Origin of the sequence: Mesorhizobium sp. M0909 (genome assembly GCF_040319515.1) — a bacterium.
Lineage (GTDB): Bacteria > Pseudomonadota > Alphaproteobacteria > Rhizobiales > Rhizobiaceae > Mesorhizobium.
This window is the reverse complement of sequence record NZ_JAMYOA010000017.1, coordinates 47014-60395: the sequence shown is the minus strand read 5'-3', so window position 1 is coordinate 60395 and position 13382 is coordinate 47014. Positions and strand designations below refer to the sequence as shown.

17 protein-coding genes are annotated in these 13382 nt (G+C 64.7%); 8 read left to right on the top strand and 9 right to left on the bottom strand.

Going from position 1 to position 13382, the window contains the following annotated elements; translation table 11 throughout:
- The first annotated feature begins 204 nt into the window (after positions 1-204).
- The 5 genes from NKH83_RS23805 (at position 205) to NKH83_RS23785 (ending at position 2888) form a co-directional block, all read left to right on the top strand.
- Positions 205-603 (top strand): AtpZ/AtpI family protein, encoded by a 399-nt coding sequence (locus NKH83_RS23805; protein ID WP_254820419.1) that lies wholly within the window; start codon positions 205-207, stop codon positions 601-603.
- Positions 604-673: 70 nt separating this feature from the next.
- The gene (locus NKH83_RS23800) at positions 674-1432 is read left to right on the top strand and encodes a F0F1 ATP synthase subunit A (protein WP_352807828.1); all 759 of its coding nucleotides are present in this window, start codon (positions 674-676) and stop codon (positions 1430-1432) included.
- A gap of 66 nt (positions 1433-1498) precedes the next feature.
- The gene (locus NKH83_RS23795; protein ID WP_254820421.1) at positions 1499-1723 is read left to right on the top strand and encodes a F0F1 ATP synthase subunit C; all 225 of its coding nucleotides are present in this window, start codon (positions 1499-1501) and stop codon (positions 1721-1723) included.
- Between the two features lie 81 nt (positions 1724-1804).
- Entirely contained in the window at positions 1805-2386 is a 582-nt protein-coding gene (locus tag NKH83_RS23790; RefSeq protein ID WP_254820422.1) for a F0F1 ATP synthase subunit B, read from the top strand.
- A 10-nt stretch (positions 2387-2396) separates the two neighbouring features.
- Positions 2397-2888 carry a F0F1 ATP synthase subunit B gene (locus tag NKH83_RS23785; protein ID WP_352505249.1) on the top strand — a complete coding sequence of 164 codons (492 nt, stop codon included), beginning with the start codon at positions 2397-2399 and terminating at the stop codon, positions 2886-2888.
- 258 nt (positions 2889-3146) lie between these two features.
- On the opposite strand, the gene rnhB is transcribed toward NKH83_RS23785, so the two are convergent.
- Together rnhB and NKH83_RS23775 are read right to left on the bottom strand one after the other, a co-directional pair.
- The gene (gene rnhB / locus NKH83_RS23780; RefSeq protein WP_352807827.1) at positions 3147-3842 is read right to left on the bottom strand and encodes a ribonuclease HII; all 696 of its coding nucleotides are present in this window, start codon (positions 3840-3842) and stop codon (positions 3147-3149) included.
- Between the two features lie 168 nt (positions 3843-4010).
- On the bottom strand, positions 4011-5165 hold the full coding sequence (locus NKH83_RS23775; RefSeq protein WP_254818651.1) for a PA0069 family radical SAM protein: 1155 nt from the start codon (positions 5163-5165) through the stop codon (positions 4011-4013).
- 151 nt (positions 5166-5316) lie between these two features.
- Here NKH83_RS23775 and NKH83_RS23770 point away from each other — a divergent pair, with 151 nt between their 5' ends.
- Entirely contained in the window at positions 5317-5820 is a 504-nt protein-coding gene (locus NKH83_RS23770) for a glycosyltransferase (RefSeq protein ID WP_023716858.1), read from the top strand.
- A 189-nt stretch (positions 5821-6009) separates the two neighbouring features.
- On the top strand, positions 6010-6984 hold the full coding sequence (locus NKH83_RS23765) for a phytanoyl-CoA dioxygenase family protein (RefSeq protein WP_352807826.1): 975 nt from the start codon (positions 6010-6012) through the stop codon (positions 6982-6984).
- A gap of 33 nt (positions 6985-7017) precedes the next feature.
- Here the strand turns inward: NKH83_RS23765 and moaB are convergent, their stop codons facing one another.
- The 6 genes from moaB to NKH83_RS23735 all read right to left on the bottom strand — a co-directional run bounded on the left by moaB (position 7018) and on the right by NKH83_RS23735 (position 10712).
- On the bottom strand, positions 7018-7560 hold the full coding sequence (moaB, locus tag NKH83_RS23760) for a molybdenum cofactor biosynthesis protein B (RefSeq protein ID WP_352807825.1): 543 nt from the start codon (positions 7558-7560) through the stop codon (positions 7018-7020).
- Positions 7547-8449, bottom strand: a complete 903-nt coding sequence (locus tag NKH83_RS23755) for a 4-(cytidine 5'-diphospho)-2-C-methyl-D-erythritol kinase (protein WP_352807824.1) — start codon at positions 8447-8449, stop codon at positions 7547-7549. The genes moaB and NKH83_RS23755 overlap by 14 nt, the downstream gene beginning before the upstream one ends.
- Positions 8450-8475: 26 nt before the next feature.
- Positions 8476-8661, bottom strand: coding sequence for a hypothetical protein (locus NKH83_RS23750; protein ID WP_254818406.1), 186 nt, complete (start codon positions 8659-8661; stop codon positions 8476-8478).
- An 81-nt stretch (positions 8662-8742) separates the two neighbouring features.
- Positions 8743-9600 (bottom strand): S49 family peptidase, encoded by an 858-nt coding sequence (locus NKH83_RS23745; protein ID WP_352807823.1) that lies wholly within the window; start codon positions 9598-9600, stop codon positions 8743-8745.
- Between the two features lie 87 nt (positions 9601-9687).
- Complete coding sequence (locus NKH83_RS23740; protein WP_352807822.1) at positions 9688-10488, bottom strand: tRNA1(Val) (adenine(37)-N6)-methyltransferase; 801 nt, start codon at positions 10486-10488, stop codon at positions 9688-9690.
- Complete coding sequence (locus tag NKH83_RS23735; RefSeq protein WP_023674082.1) at positions 10488-10712, bottom strand: putative signal transducing protein; 225 nt, start codon at positions 10710-10712, stop codon at positions 10488-10490. The genes NKH83_RS23740 and NKH83_RS23735 overlap by 1 nt, the downstream gene beginning before the upstream one ends.
- 160 nt (positions 10713-10872) lie before the next feature.
- Between NKH83_RS23735 and NKH83_RS23730 the strand changes: the two genes are divergently transcribed.
- Positions 10873-11889: a polyprenyl synthetase family protein gene (locus NKH83_RS23730; RefSeq protein ID WP_352807821.1), complete on the top strand. Its 1017-nt coding sequence runs from the start codon at positions 10873-10875 to the stop codon at positions 11887-11889.
- 37 nt (positions 11890-11926) lie between these two features.
- Here NKH83_RS23730 and NKH83_RS23725 read toward each other — a convergent pair whose 3' ends face one another.
- Positions 11927-13363, bottom strand: coding sequence for an MFS transporter (locus NKH83_RS23725; protein ID WP_352807820.1), 1437 nt, complete (start codon positions 13361-13363; stop codon positions 11927-11929).
- Between the last annotated feature and the right edge of the window lie 19 nt (positions 13364-13382).

Below are 13382 nucleotides of genomic sequence, written 5' to 3'. Positions count from 1 at the left end.
CATCGCTGTGGGGATTCGGCCGCAGCCCGCCGGAGACCGCGTCGGGCACGATGTCGCACCCAGGCAAGTAGCTGATTCATAACGAAAAAATACTTGAGCTTGAAGATCCGCCCGTGGCTTGACGGGCGCGGACCCTCTAACTATGTTGCCGGCGACTTTAAGAAGCGGACGGACGGTGACGGTCTGACCGGGCAGGGGGGTTGCGTGGCCGACAAGAATGGGCCAGACGGAACCGGCAAAACCGGCCGCGGCAAGCAGCATGAAGCCGACATCCGCGACGACGATCTTGAGCGCCGCCGGCGCGACCTTGAAGCATCGCTTGCGACAAGGCGGCCGGATCGGCTCGAGGGGAAAGACGACGCGAAAACGGGCAGTGTGGCCGGGTACGGCCAGGCGCTCAAGCTGTCCAGCGAGTTCATCGCCGGGATAGTGGTCGGTGCGGCTCTCGGCTGGTTTATCGATCGCGTGGCGGGGACATCGCCATGGGGTCTGATAGTCGGGCTGCTGCTGGGTTTTGGCGCCGGCGTGCTCAATGTCCTGCGTTCAGCCGGGCTTGTGTCGGAATTCGGAACGGGCGACAAACCGCGCGATCCGAAAGAATGAATTGAGGCGCCGCATGCCGGCGCATTGAACAGAATGCTGAAGCCGTCTGCGGCTTTGATGGGGATTTAAAGTGGCTGCTGACAAGGTCGATCCGATCCACCAGTTCCAGATCCATCCGATCGTTCCGATTCACATCGGCGGCTACGACCTGTCTTTCACCAATTCGGCTCTGTTCATGCTTGCGACGGTTGCCGTCGCGGCGGCGTTTCTCTATCTCAGCACGTCGAGCCGCAGCCTGGTTCCGGGCCGCCTTCAGTCGGTCTCGGAAATGGCCTACGAATTTGTCGGCAATATGCTGAGGGACGCCGCGGGCACGCAGGGCATGAAGTTCTTCCCGTTCGTGTTCTCGCTGTTCATGTTCGTGCTTGTCGCCAACCTGCTTGGCCTGTTCCCGTATTTCTTCACCGTCACCAGCCACATCATCGTCACTTTCGGCCTCGCCGCGCTGGTGATCGGAACGGTCGTCGTCTACGGCTTCACCAAGCACGGCCTTGGCTTCCTGAAGCTGTTCGTCCCGCATGGCGTGCCGGTCTACCTGCTGCCGCTGGTGGTGCTGATCGAGGTGATTTCCTTCGTCTCGCGTCCGGTCAGCCTGTCGGTTCGTCTGTTCGCCAACATGCTCGCCGGTCACATCACGCTGAAAGTGTTCTCGGGATTTGTCGTCAGCCTGAGCGCGCTCGGCGCGGTCGGCGTGGCGGGCTCGGTTCTGCCGCTGGCGATGGCCGTGGCGCTGACGGCGCTGGAGCTGCTGGTCGCGTTCCTGCAGGCCTACGTCTTTGCCGTGCTGACCTGCATGTATCTCAACGACGCCCTGCATCCCGGGCACTAACTAGGTTCCGGCATTGCCGCCGGATCGAATTTGCAACGGAATTTTAGATCCAAAGGAGTTGAACAAATGGACGCAGAAGCAGCAAAGTACATCGGCGCCGGCATCGCATGCCTCGGCATGGGCGGCGCGGGCGTTGGCCTCGGCAACATCTTCGGCAGCTATCTGGCGGGCGCGCTGCGCAACCCGTCGGCCGCCGACGGCCAGTTCGGCCGCCTGATTTTCGGCTTCGCCGTGACCGAAGCGCTGGGTATTTTCTCGCTTCTCATCGCGCTTCTCGCCCTGTTCGGCTGAATATTTGTTCGGCTGAACATTGGGAAGAATAGAACAGGCCGGCCGCGATCCTGCGGCGGGCCTGAATTTCGGGGATAGTCCATGTTCGTGACATCTGCCTTTGCGCAAGAGTCCGCGCCCGCCGCAACGGAAGCCGACACGCACGCCGCCACCGGCGTGCCTGCCGAGGCGCACGGCACGTTCCCGCCATTCAATCCGGCAACGTACCCGTCACAGCTGGTGTGGCTGGCAATCACTTTCGGGCTGTTCTACCTCTTCTTGAAACGGGTAGTGATGCCGCGCGTCGGCGGCATCATCGACGTTCGCAACGACCGTATCACGCAGGATCTCGATCATGCTGCCCGGCTGAAAAGCGAGGCCGATGCCGCCGTTGCCGCCTATGAGCAGGAATTGGCGGAAGCCAAGGGCAAGGCCAATGCGATCGGTCAGCAGGCCAACGATGCGGCGAAGGCGGAAGCCGAAGCTGCCCGCAAGACGATCGAGGCAGCGCTTGACCAGAAGCTTGGCGAGGCCGAGGCGCGTATTTCTTCCATCAAGGCCAATGCCATGAAGGAAGTCGGCGCGATCGCCGAGGACACCGCTTCGGCCATCGTCGAGGCGCTTGTCGGCGGCAAGGCCAGCAAGGCCGAAATCGCGGCCGCGGTCAAATCCGTGGCCGGGTGAGGAGCGCATCATGGACGCCACATCTCTCGCGACGCTTTGGGCAACGGTTGCCCTCGTAATCTTCCTCGGCATCGCCATCTACATCAAGGTGCCGGGCATGATCGCCAAGGCGCTCGATGCGCGGGCCGACAAGATCAGCTCCGAGCTCGAGGAGGCGCGCCGGTTGCGCGAAGAGGCACAGCAGCTGCTTGGCCAATACCAGCGCAAGCGCAAGGAAGCCGAGCAGGAGGCGGCGGCCATCGTTGCCGCCGCCAAGCGTGAAGCCGACATGCTTGCCGCCGAGGCGCACCAGAAGACCGAGGACTATGTCGCCCGGCGCACCGCCTTGGCCGAGCAGAAGATCGGCCAGGCCGAGCGCGAAGCGATCGGCGAAGTGCGTGCCAGCGCTGTCGACATCGCGGTCGAAGCCGCGCGCGCGCTGCTGGCCGGCAAGATCGACGCCAAGGCCGGCGCCGACCTGTTCAACGCCTCCCTGCAGGATTTGAAGTCGAAACTGAATTAAGCGACTTCGTCGAGAAATTCATCGAAAGCCGCCCGGGGAACCTGGCGGCTTTTTTGTTGGCGAAAGCGGCAGAGCGCATAATCTCCCCCCTTGAGGGGGAGATGTCGCCAAAGGCGACAGAGGGGGTCGGTACGTCCTGGCGCGACACCACGTGGGACGAAAGAGAACGTTGGCGCTTCACGCGAGGCGACCCCCCTGGCCTGCCGGCCATCTCCCCCTCGAGGGGGGAGATTACGCGCTCAGCCGCTTTCGCCAATCTCAATCCAAACCCGAAAAACCCTCTTCCTCCAGCACCTCGGTGCCGCCGAACCGGAACGGCGCGAAGGAGGCGCGGTGGAGCCGCGCCACCGGCCCGTGCAGATCGATCGCCGTGCGATGGCGCACAGTGGCGTAGCCCATATGCAGTTCGAAGCCGTAACGCGCATGATGGCTGCCGCAGCCGCACATCATTCGGTCGCGCAACACCTTGGCGACGATCGAGGCTGCGGCGATCGACTGCGAGCGCTGGTCGCCCTTGATCAGCGCTTTGCCCTCGCAGGGCAGGCCGGGCGGCACGTCGCGGCCGTCGGCCAGTGCCAGCTTCGGCCGGATTGACAGGCCGGCCACTGCACGGCGCATCGCCTCCAGGCTGGCCCTGAGAATGTTGGAGGCATCGATGCCTTCGGCGCTGACCGAGGCCATCGACACGGCGAGTGCGGAGCCGAGAATTTTCATGAACAGCGCCTCACGCTGCAAATGTGTCAGCCGCTTGGAGTCATCGAGGCCGTCGGGGATGTTGGCGGGATCGAGCACCACCGCTGCCGCCACCACCGGCCCGGCGAGTGGGCCGCGGCCGGCCTCGTCCATCCCCGCCACCGGCCAAAGGCCTTCGGCCATCGCTCTCGTCTCGAACGAGAAGTCGGGTTTCTCGACGATTTCGAAGAGAAGCGGAGAATCGGAACGCGGGCGAGCCATGGTGCGGCGAGGTTCGCATCGGCTCCGATTCTCCGCAAGTCCCCTCCGGGTCGGGCGGGGCACCGGACCAGGAGGGGGCTACCGTCTGCAAGCCCGGGGACAGGACAGGCCGGACGGGATTTTTCGCCTGCTGCGGCCGCTTCAAAGCGGCTGGCGCGAGACGCTTTGTCACAGCAGCATCAACTGCTCGGTTGCCTTGGCAGCGGGGACGAACTGGTCGGTCCTGAGCGAGCGCCGTTCGGCATTGAGGCCGAGCCGTTTGGCGGCGATCTCGAAACGCCGGCCGATCTGCCAGGCATAGGGGCCGGAGCCTTTCATGCGCTTGCCCCATTCCGAATCGTAGTCCTTGCCGTCGCGCATCGAACGGATCAGCGACATGACGTGGCGATAGCGGTCGGGATAGTGGCGCAGCAGCCAGTCCTTGAAGATCGGCGCGACCTCCAGCGGCAGGCGCAGAAGCACATAGCCGGCTTCACGCGCGCCCGCTGCCTGCGCCGAATCGAGGATGCGCTCCATTTCCGGGTCGGTCAGTCCGGGGATGATCGGGGCGACCATCACCGAGGCCGGAATGCCGGCGTCCGAAAGCTGTCTGATCGCCTCCAGCCGCTTGGTCGGCGTCGACGCGCGCGGCTCCATCGTTCTGGCCAGCATCCTGTCCAATGTCGTCACCGACAGCGCCACCTTGGCCAACCCGCGCTCGGCCATGCGCGACAGAATGTCGATATCGCGGGTCACCAGCGCCGATTTGGTGACGATGCCGACCGGATGGCCGCGCGCCTCCAGCACTTCGAGGATCTCGCGCATGATCCGGTATTGCTTCTCTATCGGCTGATAGGGATCGGTGTTGGTGCCTATGGCGATGGTGCGCGGCTGGTAATTATCCCTGGACAATTCCTTGTCGAGCAACCGCGCCGCATCCGGCTTGGCAAACAGCTTCGATTCGAAATCCAGCCCCGGCGACAGGCCCATGAAGCTGTGCGTCGGCCGCGCGAAACAATAGACGCAGCCATGTTCGCAGCCGCGATAGGGATTGATCGAGCGGTCGAAGGAGATATCGGGCGATTCGTTGCGGGTGATGATGGTGCGCGGCTTCTCGACCTGTACCTCGGTCTTGAAGGGCGGCAGCTCCTCCAGCGAATTCCAGCCGTCATCGAACACATGCCGGCTGACCGGCTCGAAACGGCCGGACGGATTGATGCCCGCCGACCTGCCGCGATTGCGGTCCGGACGGACGCGCATGCCGCTCTGCTCGATCATCGCATTCGCCATCTCGGCCCTGCCAGCGCCGAAGGCGGCAATGTCGGCACGCACGATCTGTTCCATTTTGGCCCTTTCCCAGGGACTGTCCGCCCGCTGTCGAATCGCTCTGCTCATGAATGTATTCCTATCGCATCAATGAGAACAAAGCAAGAACTTTCTCGCGGCGCGCCGCAAAAACTGGCGCTGCCCAGCGCTTTCCGCTATTCGGCTAAACATGCTCAGCGTCCTGATCGAAACCCTGAATGACGAGGAGGGCCTTGCCCGCACGCTCGCCTCGCTGATCGGCGGCGCGGTCGAGGGCGTAGTGCGCGACGTTCTCGTCTGCGACACCGGCTCGACCGATCAGACGCACCGCGTCGCCGAACATGCCGGCTGCCACTATGTCAGCGGCGGCATCGCTGCGGGCATCAGGCAGGCCAAGGGCGACTGGCTGCTCTTGCTGGAGCCGGGCGCGCGGCTGGGGGAGGGCTGGATCGACGAGGTCGTCGCCCATACCGCCAGACAAACCATGGCGGCGCGATTTTCGCGGGCACGCGGCAGCCGCGCGCCCTTCCTGTCACGCGTCTTTGCCGGAAATCGCGCTCTCGCCGAAGGCTTGGTGATCAGCAAGCGTCAGGCCGCCGCGCTGTCCAAGAGCGCCCGCAGCGCCGAAGCGATCGCCCGCGGCCTGGCGACAAGAAGGCTCCACGCCGAGATCTGGGTGGCGCCGCGGAAGTGACGGCTTACCATCCCGGCCTAGGGAATGCCGCCCAAGCAAATTTTCTGGCGGGTCGTCGCTTATTGTGCATTGCACAAAATCTGGCCGGGGGTTACCATTCCCTGCGAAACGGGCGAATGGGTTTGGGGTGTGCCGGAGCGGTGACGACGATTGTCGTCGATGCTGTTCCCTCGACATTTGAGGACCCCGATGACCCTTTCAAGCCCTGACAAGTCCGGCGCTGCAAGCCTCGAGGCGATCGCACGCAACGGCGGTACGCTGCGCCGCATCGCCGCCCGCATCCCGACCTATCTTTCCGACCTTCGCGAGAATCCGGCATGGCTGCCTATGTTCATGCTGGCGCGCACCATGCCGGCACGGCGCCTGCACTGGCGCGGCGCAAAGCCCGTTCCGCCGGCGCGCAATGTCGGTGAAACGATGTTCGCCGGCGTCGACCGCGATGCCGTCGTCCGCGCGCTGCGCACGGAAGGGCTCTATTCGGGCCTGATTCTGCCGGCCGCCATCCATGAGGAGATCGCCCGCTTCGCCGAGCGCACGCCATGCTTCGGCAATTTCGACCGCCGGCTTGAATTCCTGCCCGAAAAACACGCCGATGCCGAAAAGCATTTCGGCCGCCCGCTGCTCAGCGGTCACTATTTCGAACGGGTCCTCGACTGCAACGCTGCGGTCGCCGTGCAGCGCGATCCGTTGCTTCTCGATATCGCAGCGCACTATCTCGGCAGCCAGGCCAAGCTGATCACCACCCGCATCTGGTGGAGCTTTCCGACCGGTGGCGTCTCGGACGCCGACAAGAACATGGCCTCGCTCGGCAAATACCATTTCGACCTCGATGACTGGCGCATGCTGAAGTTTTTCTTCTACCTGGTGCCGGTCGACAACGACACCGGGCCACATGTCTATGTCCGCGGCTCCCACAACCGGCGCATCCTGAAGCACCAGCTGACGCTGCTGGTCGGCCATTCGGCGGAAGAGGTGCTGGGCGTGTACGGCGAGCAGAGCCCGGTCACGCTGACCGGGCCGGCCGGCCTCGGCTTTGTCGAGGACCCGTTCGGCTTCCATATGGGCACCGTGCCGACGCGCACGCCGCGGCTGATGATGGAGGTCGGCTTCGGCGTGTCGCCGCCCTCGCGCCGCCGTTTTCACGGCGAGCCGGTCATTCGCTAAACCGAGGTCGCTTGGCTGACACCTTGGCTCGCCTCAGCCGCGCCGCAAATGCTCGTCCAGCCGCGGCATGATCTCGACGAAGTTGCAGGGCATGTGCCGATAGTCGAGTTGCGGCTTCAAGATGCCGTCCCAGGCGTCCTTGCAGGCGCCGGGCGAGCCCGGCAGCACGAAGACGAAGGTGGCGTTGACGACGCCGCCGGTTGCCCGGCTCTGGATCGTCGAAGTGCCGATCTTGTCGTAGGAGATGCGGTGGAACACTTCGGAAAAGCCGTCCATGCGCTTTTCGAAGATCGGCTCCAGCGCTTCCGGCGTCACGTCGCGGCCGGTGAAGCCGGTGCCGCCGGTGGTGATGACGACATCAATCGCTTCGTCCCTTGACCAACCCAGGACCTTGTCGCGGATCTTGTCGCGGTCGTCGGTGACGATGTCGCGGGCGGCGAGGATGTGGCCGGCCTCGGCAATACGGTCGGCCAGCGTCTGCCCGGATTTGTCGTCGGCGAGGCTGCGCGTATCGGAAACGGTCAGTACCGCGATGCGCACGGGAACGAAGGGGCGGCTCTCGTCAATCCTGGCCATGGGCCTCAGCCTCCGATGTCATGCTTCGCGTCGCTGCGACAAACCAGTCTGGATGGCGGCCGCGGATATCGACGGCCGCGCGCTTGGCCACATTGCCGGTCTCGAACAGCCCGAAGCAGGTGGCGCCGGAACCCGACATCCTGGCAAAACCGGCTCCGGCCTTGTTAAGCACAGAAAGCGCCTTGCCGATGGCGGGCCGAATTGCACGCGCCGCAGGTTCGAGATCGTTGCGGGTGATCTCCAGCCAGTTGCGGATACTGTGGAAGTCGAGGCTGTGCGGCAGCGGCGGCAGCCCCGCATTGTCGCGGCGGCCAAGCGCCTCGAACACGTCGGCCGTCGAGACGGCAGTGCCGGGATTGACGAGCACCAGACCCAGCGCCGGGAAATCCGGCACGAGTGTCAGCTCGTCGCCGACGCCGCGGGCTATCAGCGGCTTGGCAGCGAGGCACATCGGCACGTCGGCGCCGAGCGACAGGCCGATCCGCGCCAGTTCGGCATCGCCGACGTCAAGTCCCCAGGTCTGGACTAGGGCGCGAAGCACAGCCGCCGCGTCGCTCGATCCGCCTCCGACACCGGACGCGACCGGCAGGTTCTTTTCGAGCCGGATGGCGACAGCCGGCGCGTGTTGGGAACCGGCCTCGCGACGCAGTGCGTCGCGCGCTCTCACCACCAGATTATTGTCGTCGACCGGCACCGCGGAGGCGTATTTGCCGGACACGGAAAACCCATCGCCATCGGCAAGTTCTGTCTCGATGCGGTCGCCGAAGCGCGTGAACACAGCCAGGCTTTCGATCATGTGATAACCGTCGGCGCGCCGGCCGGTGACGTGCAGCGCGAGATTTATCTTGGCGTGCGCATGCAATGCCCGGATGCTGGCCTCGGCGTTCATGGGCTCGGCCGCGAGGGGGACGACGGTCAATCCTTGGCCAGACGGTATTCGCCGGTCTTCGGATCCTTGACCAGTGTTCCCATGGTGCCGTTGGCCGTCTGCTTTTCGGCCCGACGTACCTTGGCGGTCACCCGCTCGGCTTCCCTGATGAAGGAGCGGTAGCCGAAATAGGCGGCAATGCCGACGACGGCGAAGAAAATGATCTGCGGCATGTCAAACTCCTCCCTCGCAAGGCCGGCAAGGCCGCCGGTCGGGTCGGTTGATGATTTATGCTAGACGCTTTCACCGGCTTTTCAAAGCCCGAAGCGCGCCCACAGCGCGCGCTCTTCCGCCGCATCGATGACGCCGCTTGCCGCGGCGGCAGCGATGTCGGGCGCCGAAAAGCTCGAGCCGAACAGGCCGAAGCGGCCGAACAGGCCGCGCGGCGCGGTGATCAGCTTGAGCTGGGTTTTCGGCCCGAAACGGCTCTTCAGCACGCTGCGCATGTCGCCGAGCGCATCGACCAGCCCGAGTTCAAGCCCCTTCTTGGCCGTCCAGAACAGGCCAGTGAACAGGTCGGGATCGTCCTTGAGCTTGCTGCCGCGCCTGTCCTTGACGAGGTCGATGAAGGTCTCGTGGACCTCCAGTTGCAGCGCCTTCAGGCGCTCGACGTCTTCCTTCCTTTCCGGTTTGAACGGATCGAGCACCGCCTTGTTCTGGCCGGCGGTGTGGACGCGGCGTTCGACGCCGATCTTCTTCAACAGCTCGGGAAAGCCGAACGAGGCCGACACCACGCCGATCGAGCCGACGATGGAGGACGGGTCGGCAAAGATCTCGTCGCCCGCGACCGCAATCATGTAGCCGCCTGATGCCGCCACGTCCTCGACGAAAACCAGGACCTTCTTGTTCTTCTCGCTTGCCAAGTCGCGGATGCGCCTGAAGATCAGCCGCGACTGCACCGGCGAGCCGCCTGGCGAGTTGATCGAGATAGCGACCGCCGGCGCGTCGAAGGAAAACAGCTTTTCGAGAAGACCGGCGGTGGAAGCGAGCGACAGGCTCGGCCGGAACTGGCCGCCGCCGGGCATGATCGTGCCGTGCAGCCGGATGACCGGAATGGTGACGACGGCGGAGCGCCAGGATTTCGGCAGCAGGCGGTTGAAAAGGCGTTTCACGAGGGGGCGGTCTCCGGTCGATTTGCTTGAGGCATGTAGGAATTCGCCGGCCAACGGCAATGCCGTCACCCCGGCAATCAGAATGGATCAGTCTCCGAACAGCGACGCCAGCCCGTTATTGATCAGCTCTGCCCGCTCCGAAGGGCCATTGCCTGAGTAGGCATGCAGCATCAGCGGTGGCTGGATCGACAGTTTGCCGCGTGCGCCGAGTGCTGCCCGGACGACGATGCGGATCGCTGCCGCCTCGGGGCGAGGATGGACGGCCAGCATCTCGGCGTCGCCGAAGCGGCCGGCAACCGCATCGAGGATGGCGCCGAGCTGTTCCGGCCGGGCGATGACGGCCAGCCCGCCGCCCGGCCTGACCACCGCGGCCGCGCTACGGATCCAGCTGTCGAACAATCCATCCTCCGAGACATGCGCGGCCTTTCTCAGCGGATCGGGCGTCGCGCGATCCTCGGCGGCATTGAACGGCGGGTTCATGATGACGAAATCGAAGTTGTTGTCCTCGAGGCCGGCGGCCGTTCGCGCCCGGCCCGACAGCGCGACATCGGCGACGAGCACCGAGGCGCGGTCACTGAGATGCGCATTGCCGGGATGGGCAAGCGTGGTGGTGGCGAAGGCCGCCATTTCCGGGGAACGCTCGACAAGCACGGCCGCGGCAGCGGGGCAGCGCGACAGCACCGCCAGGCCGGCGGCACCGGCACCCGCGCCAAAGTCGGCCAGCCGCCCGGCAAAGGAGGACGGCACGGCAGCCGCCAGCATCATCGCATCCATGCCGGCGCGGTGGCCGGCCTTTCTCGGCTGCACCAGCCAGAAGCGACCGCGATGGAAGGCATCGACCGTGTGAGCCGGCATGTCCGGGACAAGGGCAGCGGGCGACGCGGACATTATTTTTGGCGGATCTCGTTGGCGATGCCGGCATCCGTCAGGATGCGCCGCGCCGCATCGGCCTTGTCGGCGTCCACCATGACACGGCGGGGCAGGATGCCGATCGAGCCGTCGAGCACGCTCATGTTCTGGTCGGCGACGAAACAGCCGATACCGGCATCGCGCATCAGCGATTCGACAAACGAAATGATGACGGCGTCGTTGGTGCGGATGAGCTCTATCATCGGATGAAACTCGCAGTTTGCAGCGTTGATGTAAACGTAGGCGTGATCATGTACCAGAGCCGGCGCGCCAATTCGCCTCTTGCCGCACCGGTGGGTGACACCCTAGAGTCTGTCCAGGGACCATGTTGCCGTCGTGCATATCGAGGTTGGGAGTTTTGCCGTGGGTGTCGTTCTCAACATTGAAAACGGGAAGCGCGAAGCCGCCTCGATAAAGGACCTCATCGACCTGACCGCGGCCGACATGGGGCGCGTCAACAAATTGATCCTCTCGAAGGCCGGCTCCGATGTCGAAATGATTCCGGAGATTGCCAACCATCTGATCTCATCCGGCGGCAAACGGCTGCGGCCGATGCTGACGCTCGCCGCCGCCCAGATGTTCGGCTATTCCGGCGACGGCCATGTCAAGCTCGCCACATCGGTCGAATTCATGCACACCGCGACACTTCTCCACGACGACGTTGTCGACGAAAGCGGCATGCGGCGCGGCAAGAAGACGGCGCGCATGATCTGGGGCAACCAGGCCAGTGTTCTGGTCGGCGATTTCCTGCTCGGCCAGGCCTTTCGCATGATGGTCGATGTCGCCTCGCTGGAAGCGCTCGACATCCTGTCGAGTGCGGCCTCGGTGATCGCCGAAGGCGAGGTGATGCAGCTTGCCTCCGCCAAGAACCTCGAAACCACCGAGGACGAGCACTTCGCCGTGATCAAGGCCAAGACCGCGGCGCTGTTCTCAGCTGCCGCCGAGGTCGGCCCGGTCATCGCCCAGGCGACGCGCAACGATCGCGCAGCACTCCGCTCCTATGGCATGAATCTCGGCCTTGCTTTCCAGCTGATCGACGACGCGCTGGATTATGGCGGCACCAGCAAGGATCTCGGCAAGAATGTCGGCGACGATTTCCGCGAAGGCAAGGTAACGCTGCCGGTGATCCTCGCCTATCGGCGCGGCACCAAGGCCGAGCGCAGCTTCTGGAAACGCGCCATCGAGGACAATGCCGCCGACGATGCCGGGCTGGAAAAGGCAATCGGCCTGATGCTCCGCCACGGGGCGATTGCCGACACCATCGGGCGCGCCCGCCATTTCGGCGAAATCGCCCGTGACGCGCTGGCGCCGCTCGAAGCGACGCCGCAGAAGTCTGCACTGATCGACGTCATCGATTTCTGCATCAGCCGGGTGAATTGACAGCCATCGGCGCCGCGACGCCGGGGAGGGGCCGTTCTCATCGCGCCTTTGCCGGAAGCACCATTGCTGCGAGCAGGCTGACGACGATGCCCGCCGCCGCGAACCAGAAGGCGACGCGGATGCCGTCGGCGACGGCGATTTTCAAGGCGTCGCCTGATAATTCGCCGATTTGGCTGTTCGCAATCGCGATCAGCACGGCCATGCCGATGGCGTTGCCGACATTGAGTGTCGTCGAAGCCATGCCCGAGGCGACGCCTTGCTGATCGTTGGCAACGCCGGAAGCGGCGGCAATCCACATTGCGGTCCAGACGATGCCTTGTCCGACGCCGGAGACGATCAGGCCGGGTACGAGGGACAGATAGCTGCTCTCCGCGGTTGCGCCTGATACCATCAATGCAGTGCCGACCGCGCCGACGACCATGCCGCCGACCAGCGTGCTGCGCGTGGAAAAGCGCGTCGCCAGACGCTCGCCGGCTTGCGTGCCGGCGGCGATGGCGACCGACGGCACGAGAAAGGCGAGGCCCGTCTGCAAGGCAGTGAAACCGTGCACGTTCTGCAGCAGCACGGTGAGGAAGTAGGGCAGCGCTCCGAAAGTCGCCATGTAGAGGAAGGTTATCGTCATGCCGGCGACGAGGCTGCGGTTGTAAAACAGGCGCAGCGGCATCAGCGGATCGGCGCTCTTCGCCTCGATCATCGTGAAGGCGATCAGGAAGAATGCCGGCAGTGCTGCGCTGACGATAATTGCGGTCGATCCCCAGCCATACTCAGGCCCCTGAACCAGAGTGAAGACAAGCAGCGTCGCCCCGGCGGTGACGGTCAATGCGCCCGGCAGATCGAAGCTACGGTGCTCGTGCCGCTTGCGATCGCGCGGGATGATGGCGAAAGCCGCGATGATGGCGATCCCGGCCAGCAGCACGTTGACGTAGAAGACCGACGGCCAGCCGAAGGCGCTGGTCAGAAACCCGCCGGCAAGCGAACCGAGCGTCAGGCCGCTGGCACCCGCGCCGCCCCAGACGGCGAGCGCCCGGTTGCGTTCCGGTCCTTCGGCGAACAGACGGTTGATCAGCGACAGCGTCGCCGGAAACAGGAATGCGGCGCCGATGCCTTGCACGGCGCGGGCCGCGATGATGATTTCCGGCCCCCGTGCGAGGCCACCGACAAGCGACGAAAGCGCGTAGAGCCAGAGTGCGAAGATGAAGACGCGGCGCTGGCCGATCAGGTCGGCGGCCCGGCCGCCGAACAGCAGGAAGCCGCCGGTAAAGACCGTGTAGGCGCTCACCACCCATTGCAGGGTCTGACCGGAAAATCCGAGGCCGGCGCCGATCTCCGGCAGCGCCACGAAGACGATGTTGAGGTCGAGCGAGATGATGAGCTGCGCGAAGGCGAGCAGCGCCAGCGTTGCGCCGCGCCTCACACCGGTTGTCCCTTGCGTTGCGATTGCCCCGAGCGGCGCGCCTTGATCCAGTGAACTCATGTCGGGCTCCTGTTGACAA

What these genes read in the sequence shown, in the direction of transcription:
- NKH83_RS23795 (WP_254820421.1), top strand. Translation starts at nt 1,499, where the DNA reads ATGGACGCAGAAGCAGCAAAGTACATCGGCGCCGGCATCGCATGCCTC.
- NKH83_RS23790 (WP_254820422.1), top strand. Translation starts at nt 1,805, where the DNA reads ATGTTCGTGACATCTGCCTTTGCGCAAGAGTCCGCGCCCGCCGCAACG.
- NKH83_RS23785 (WP_352505249.1), top strand. Translation starts at nt 2,397, where the DNA reads ATGGACGCCACATCTCTCGCGACGCTTTGGGCAACGGTTGCCCTCGTA.
- rnhB (WP_352807827.1), bottom strand. Translation starts at nt 3,842, where the DNA reads ATGGCTCGCCCGCGTTCCGATTCTCCGCTTCTCTTCGAAATCGTCGAG.
- NKH83_RS23775 (WP_254818651.1), bottom strand. Translation starts at nt 5,165, where the DNA reads ATGGAACAGATCGTGCGTGCCGACATTGCCGCCTTCGGCGCTGGCAGG.
- NKH83_RS23770 (WP_023716858.1), top strand. Translation starts at nt 5,317, where the DNA reads ATGCTCAGCGTCCTGATCGAAACCCTGAATGACGAGGAGGGCCTTGCC.
- NKH83_RS23765 (WP_352807826.1), top strand. Translation starts at nt 6,010, where the DNA reads ATGACCCTTTCAAGCCCTGACAAGTCCGGCGCTGCAAGCCTCGAGGCG.
- moaB (WP_352807825.1), bottom strand. Translation starts at nt 7,560, where the DNA reads ATGGCCAGGATTGACGAGAGCCGCCCCTTCGTTCCCGTGCGCATCGCG.
- NKH83_RS23755 (WP_352807824.1), bottom strand. Translation starts at nt 8,449, where the DNA reads ATGAACGCCGAGGCCAGCATCCGGGCATTGCATGCGCACGCCAAGATA.
- NKH83_RS23750 (WP_254818406.1), bottom strand. Translation starts at nt 8,661, where the DNA reads ATGCCGCAGATCATTTTCTTCGCCGTCGTCGGCATTGCCGCCTATTTC.
- NKH83_RS23740 (WP_352807822.1), bottom strand. Translation starts at nt 10,488, where the DNA reads ATGTCCGCGTCGCCCGCTGCCCTTGTCCCGGACATGCCGGCTCACACG.
- NKH83_RS23735 (WP_023674082.1), bottom strand. Translation starts at nt 10,712, where the DNA reads ATGATAGAGCTCATCCGCACCAACGACGCCGTCATCATTTCGTTTGTC.
- NKH83_RS23725 (WP_352807820.1), bottom strand. Translation starts at nt 13,363, where the DNA reads ATGAGTTCACTGGATCAAGGCGCGCCGCTCGGGGCAATCGCAACGCAA.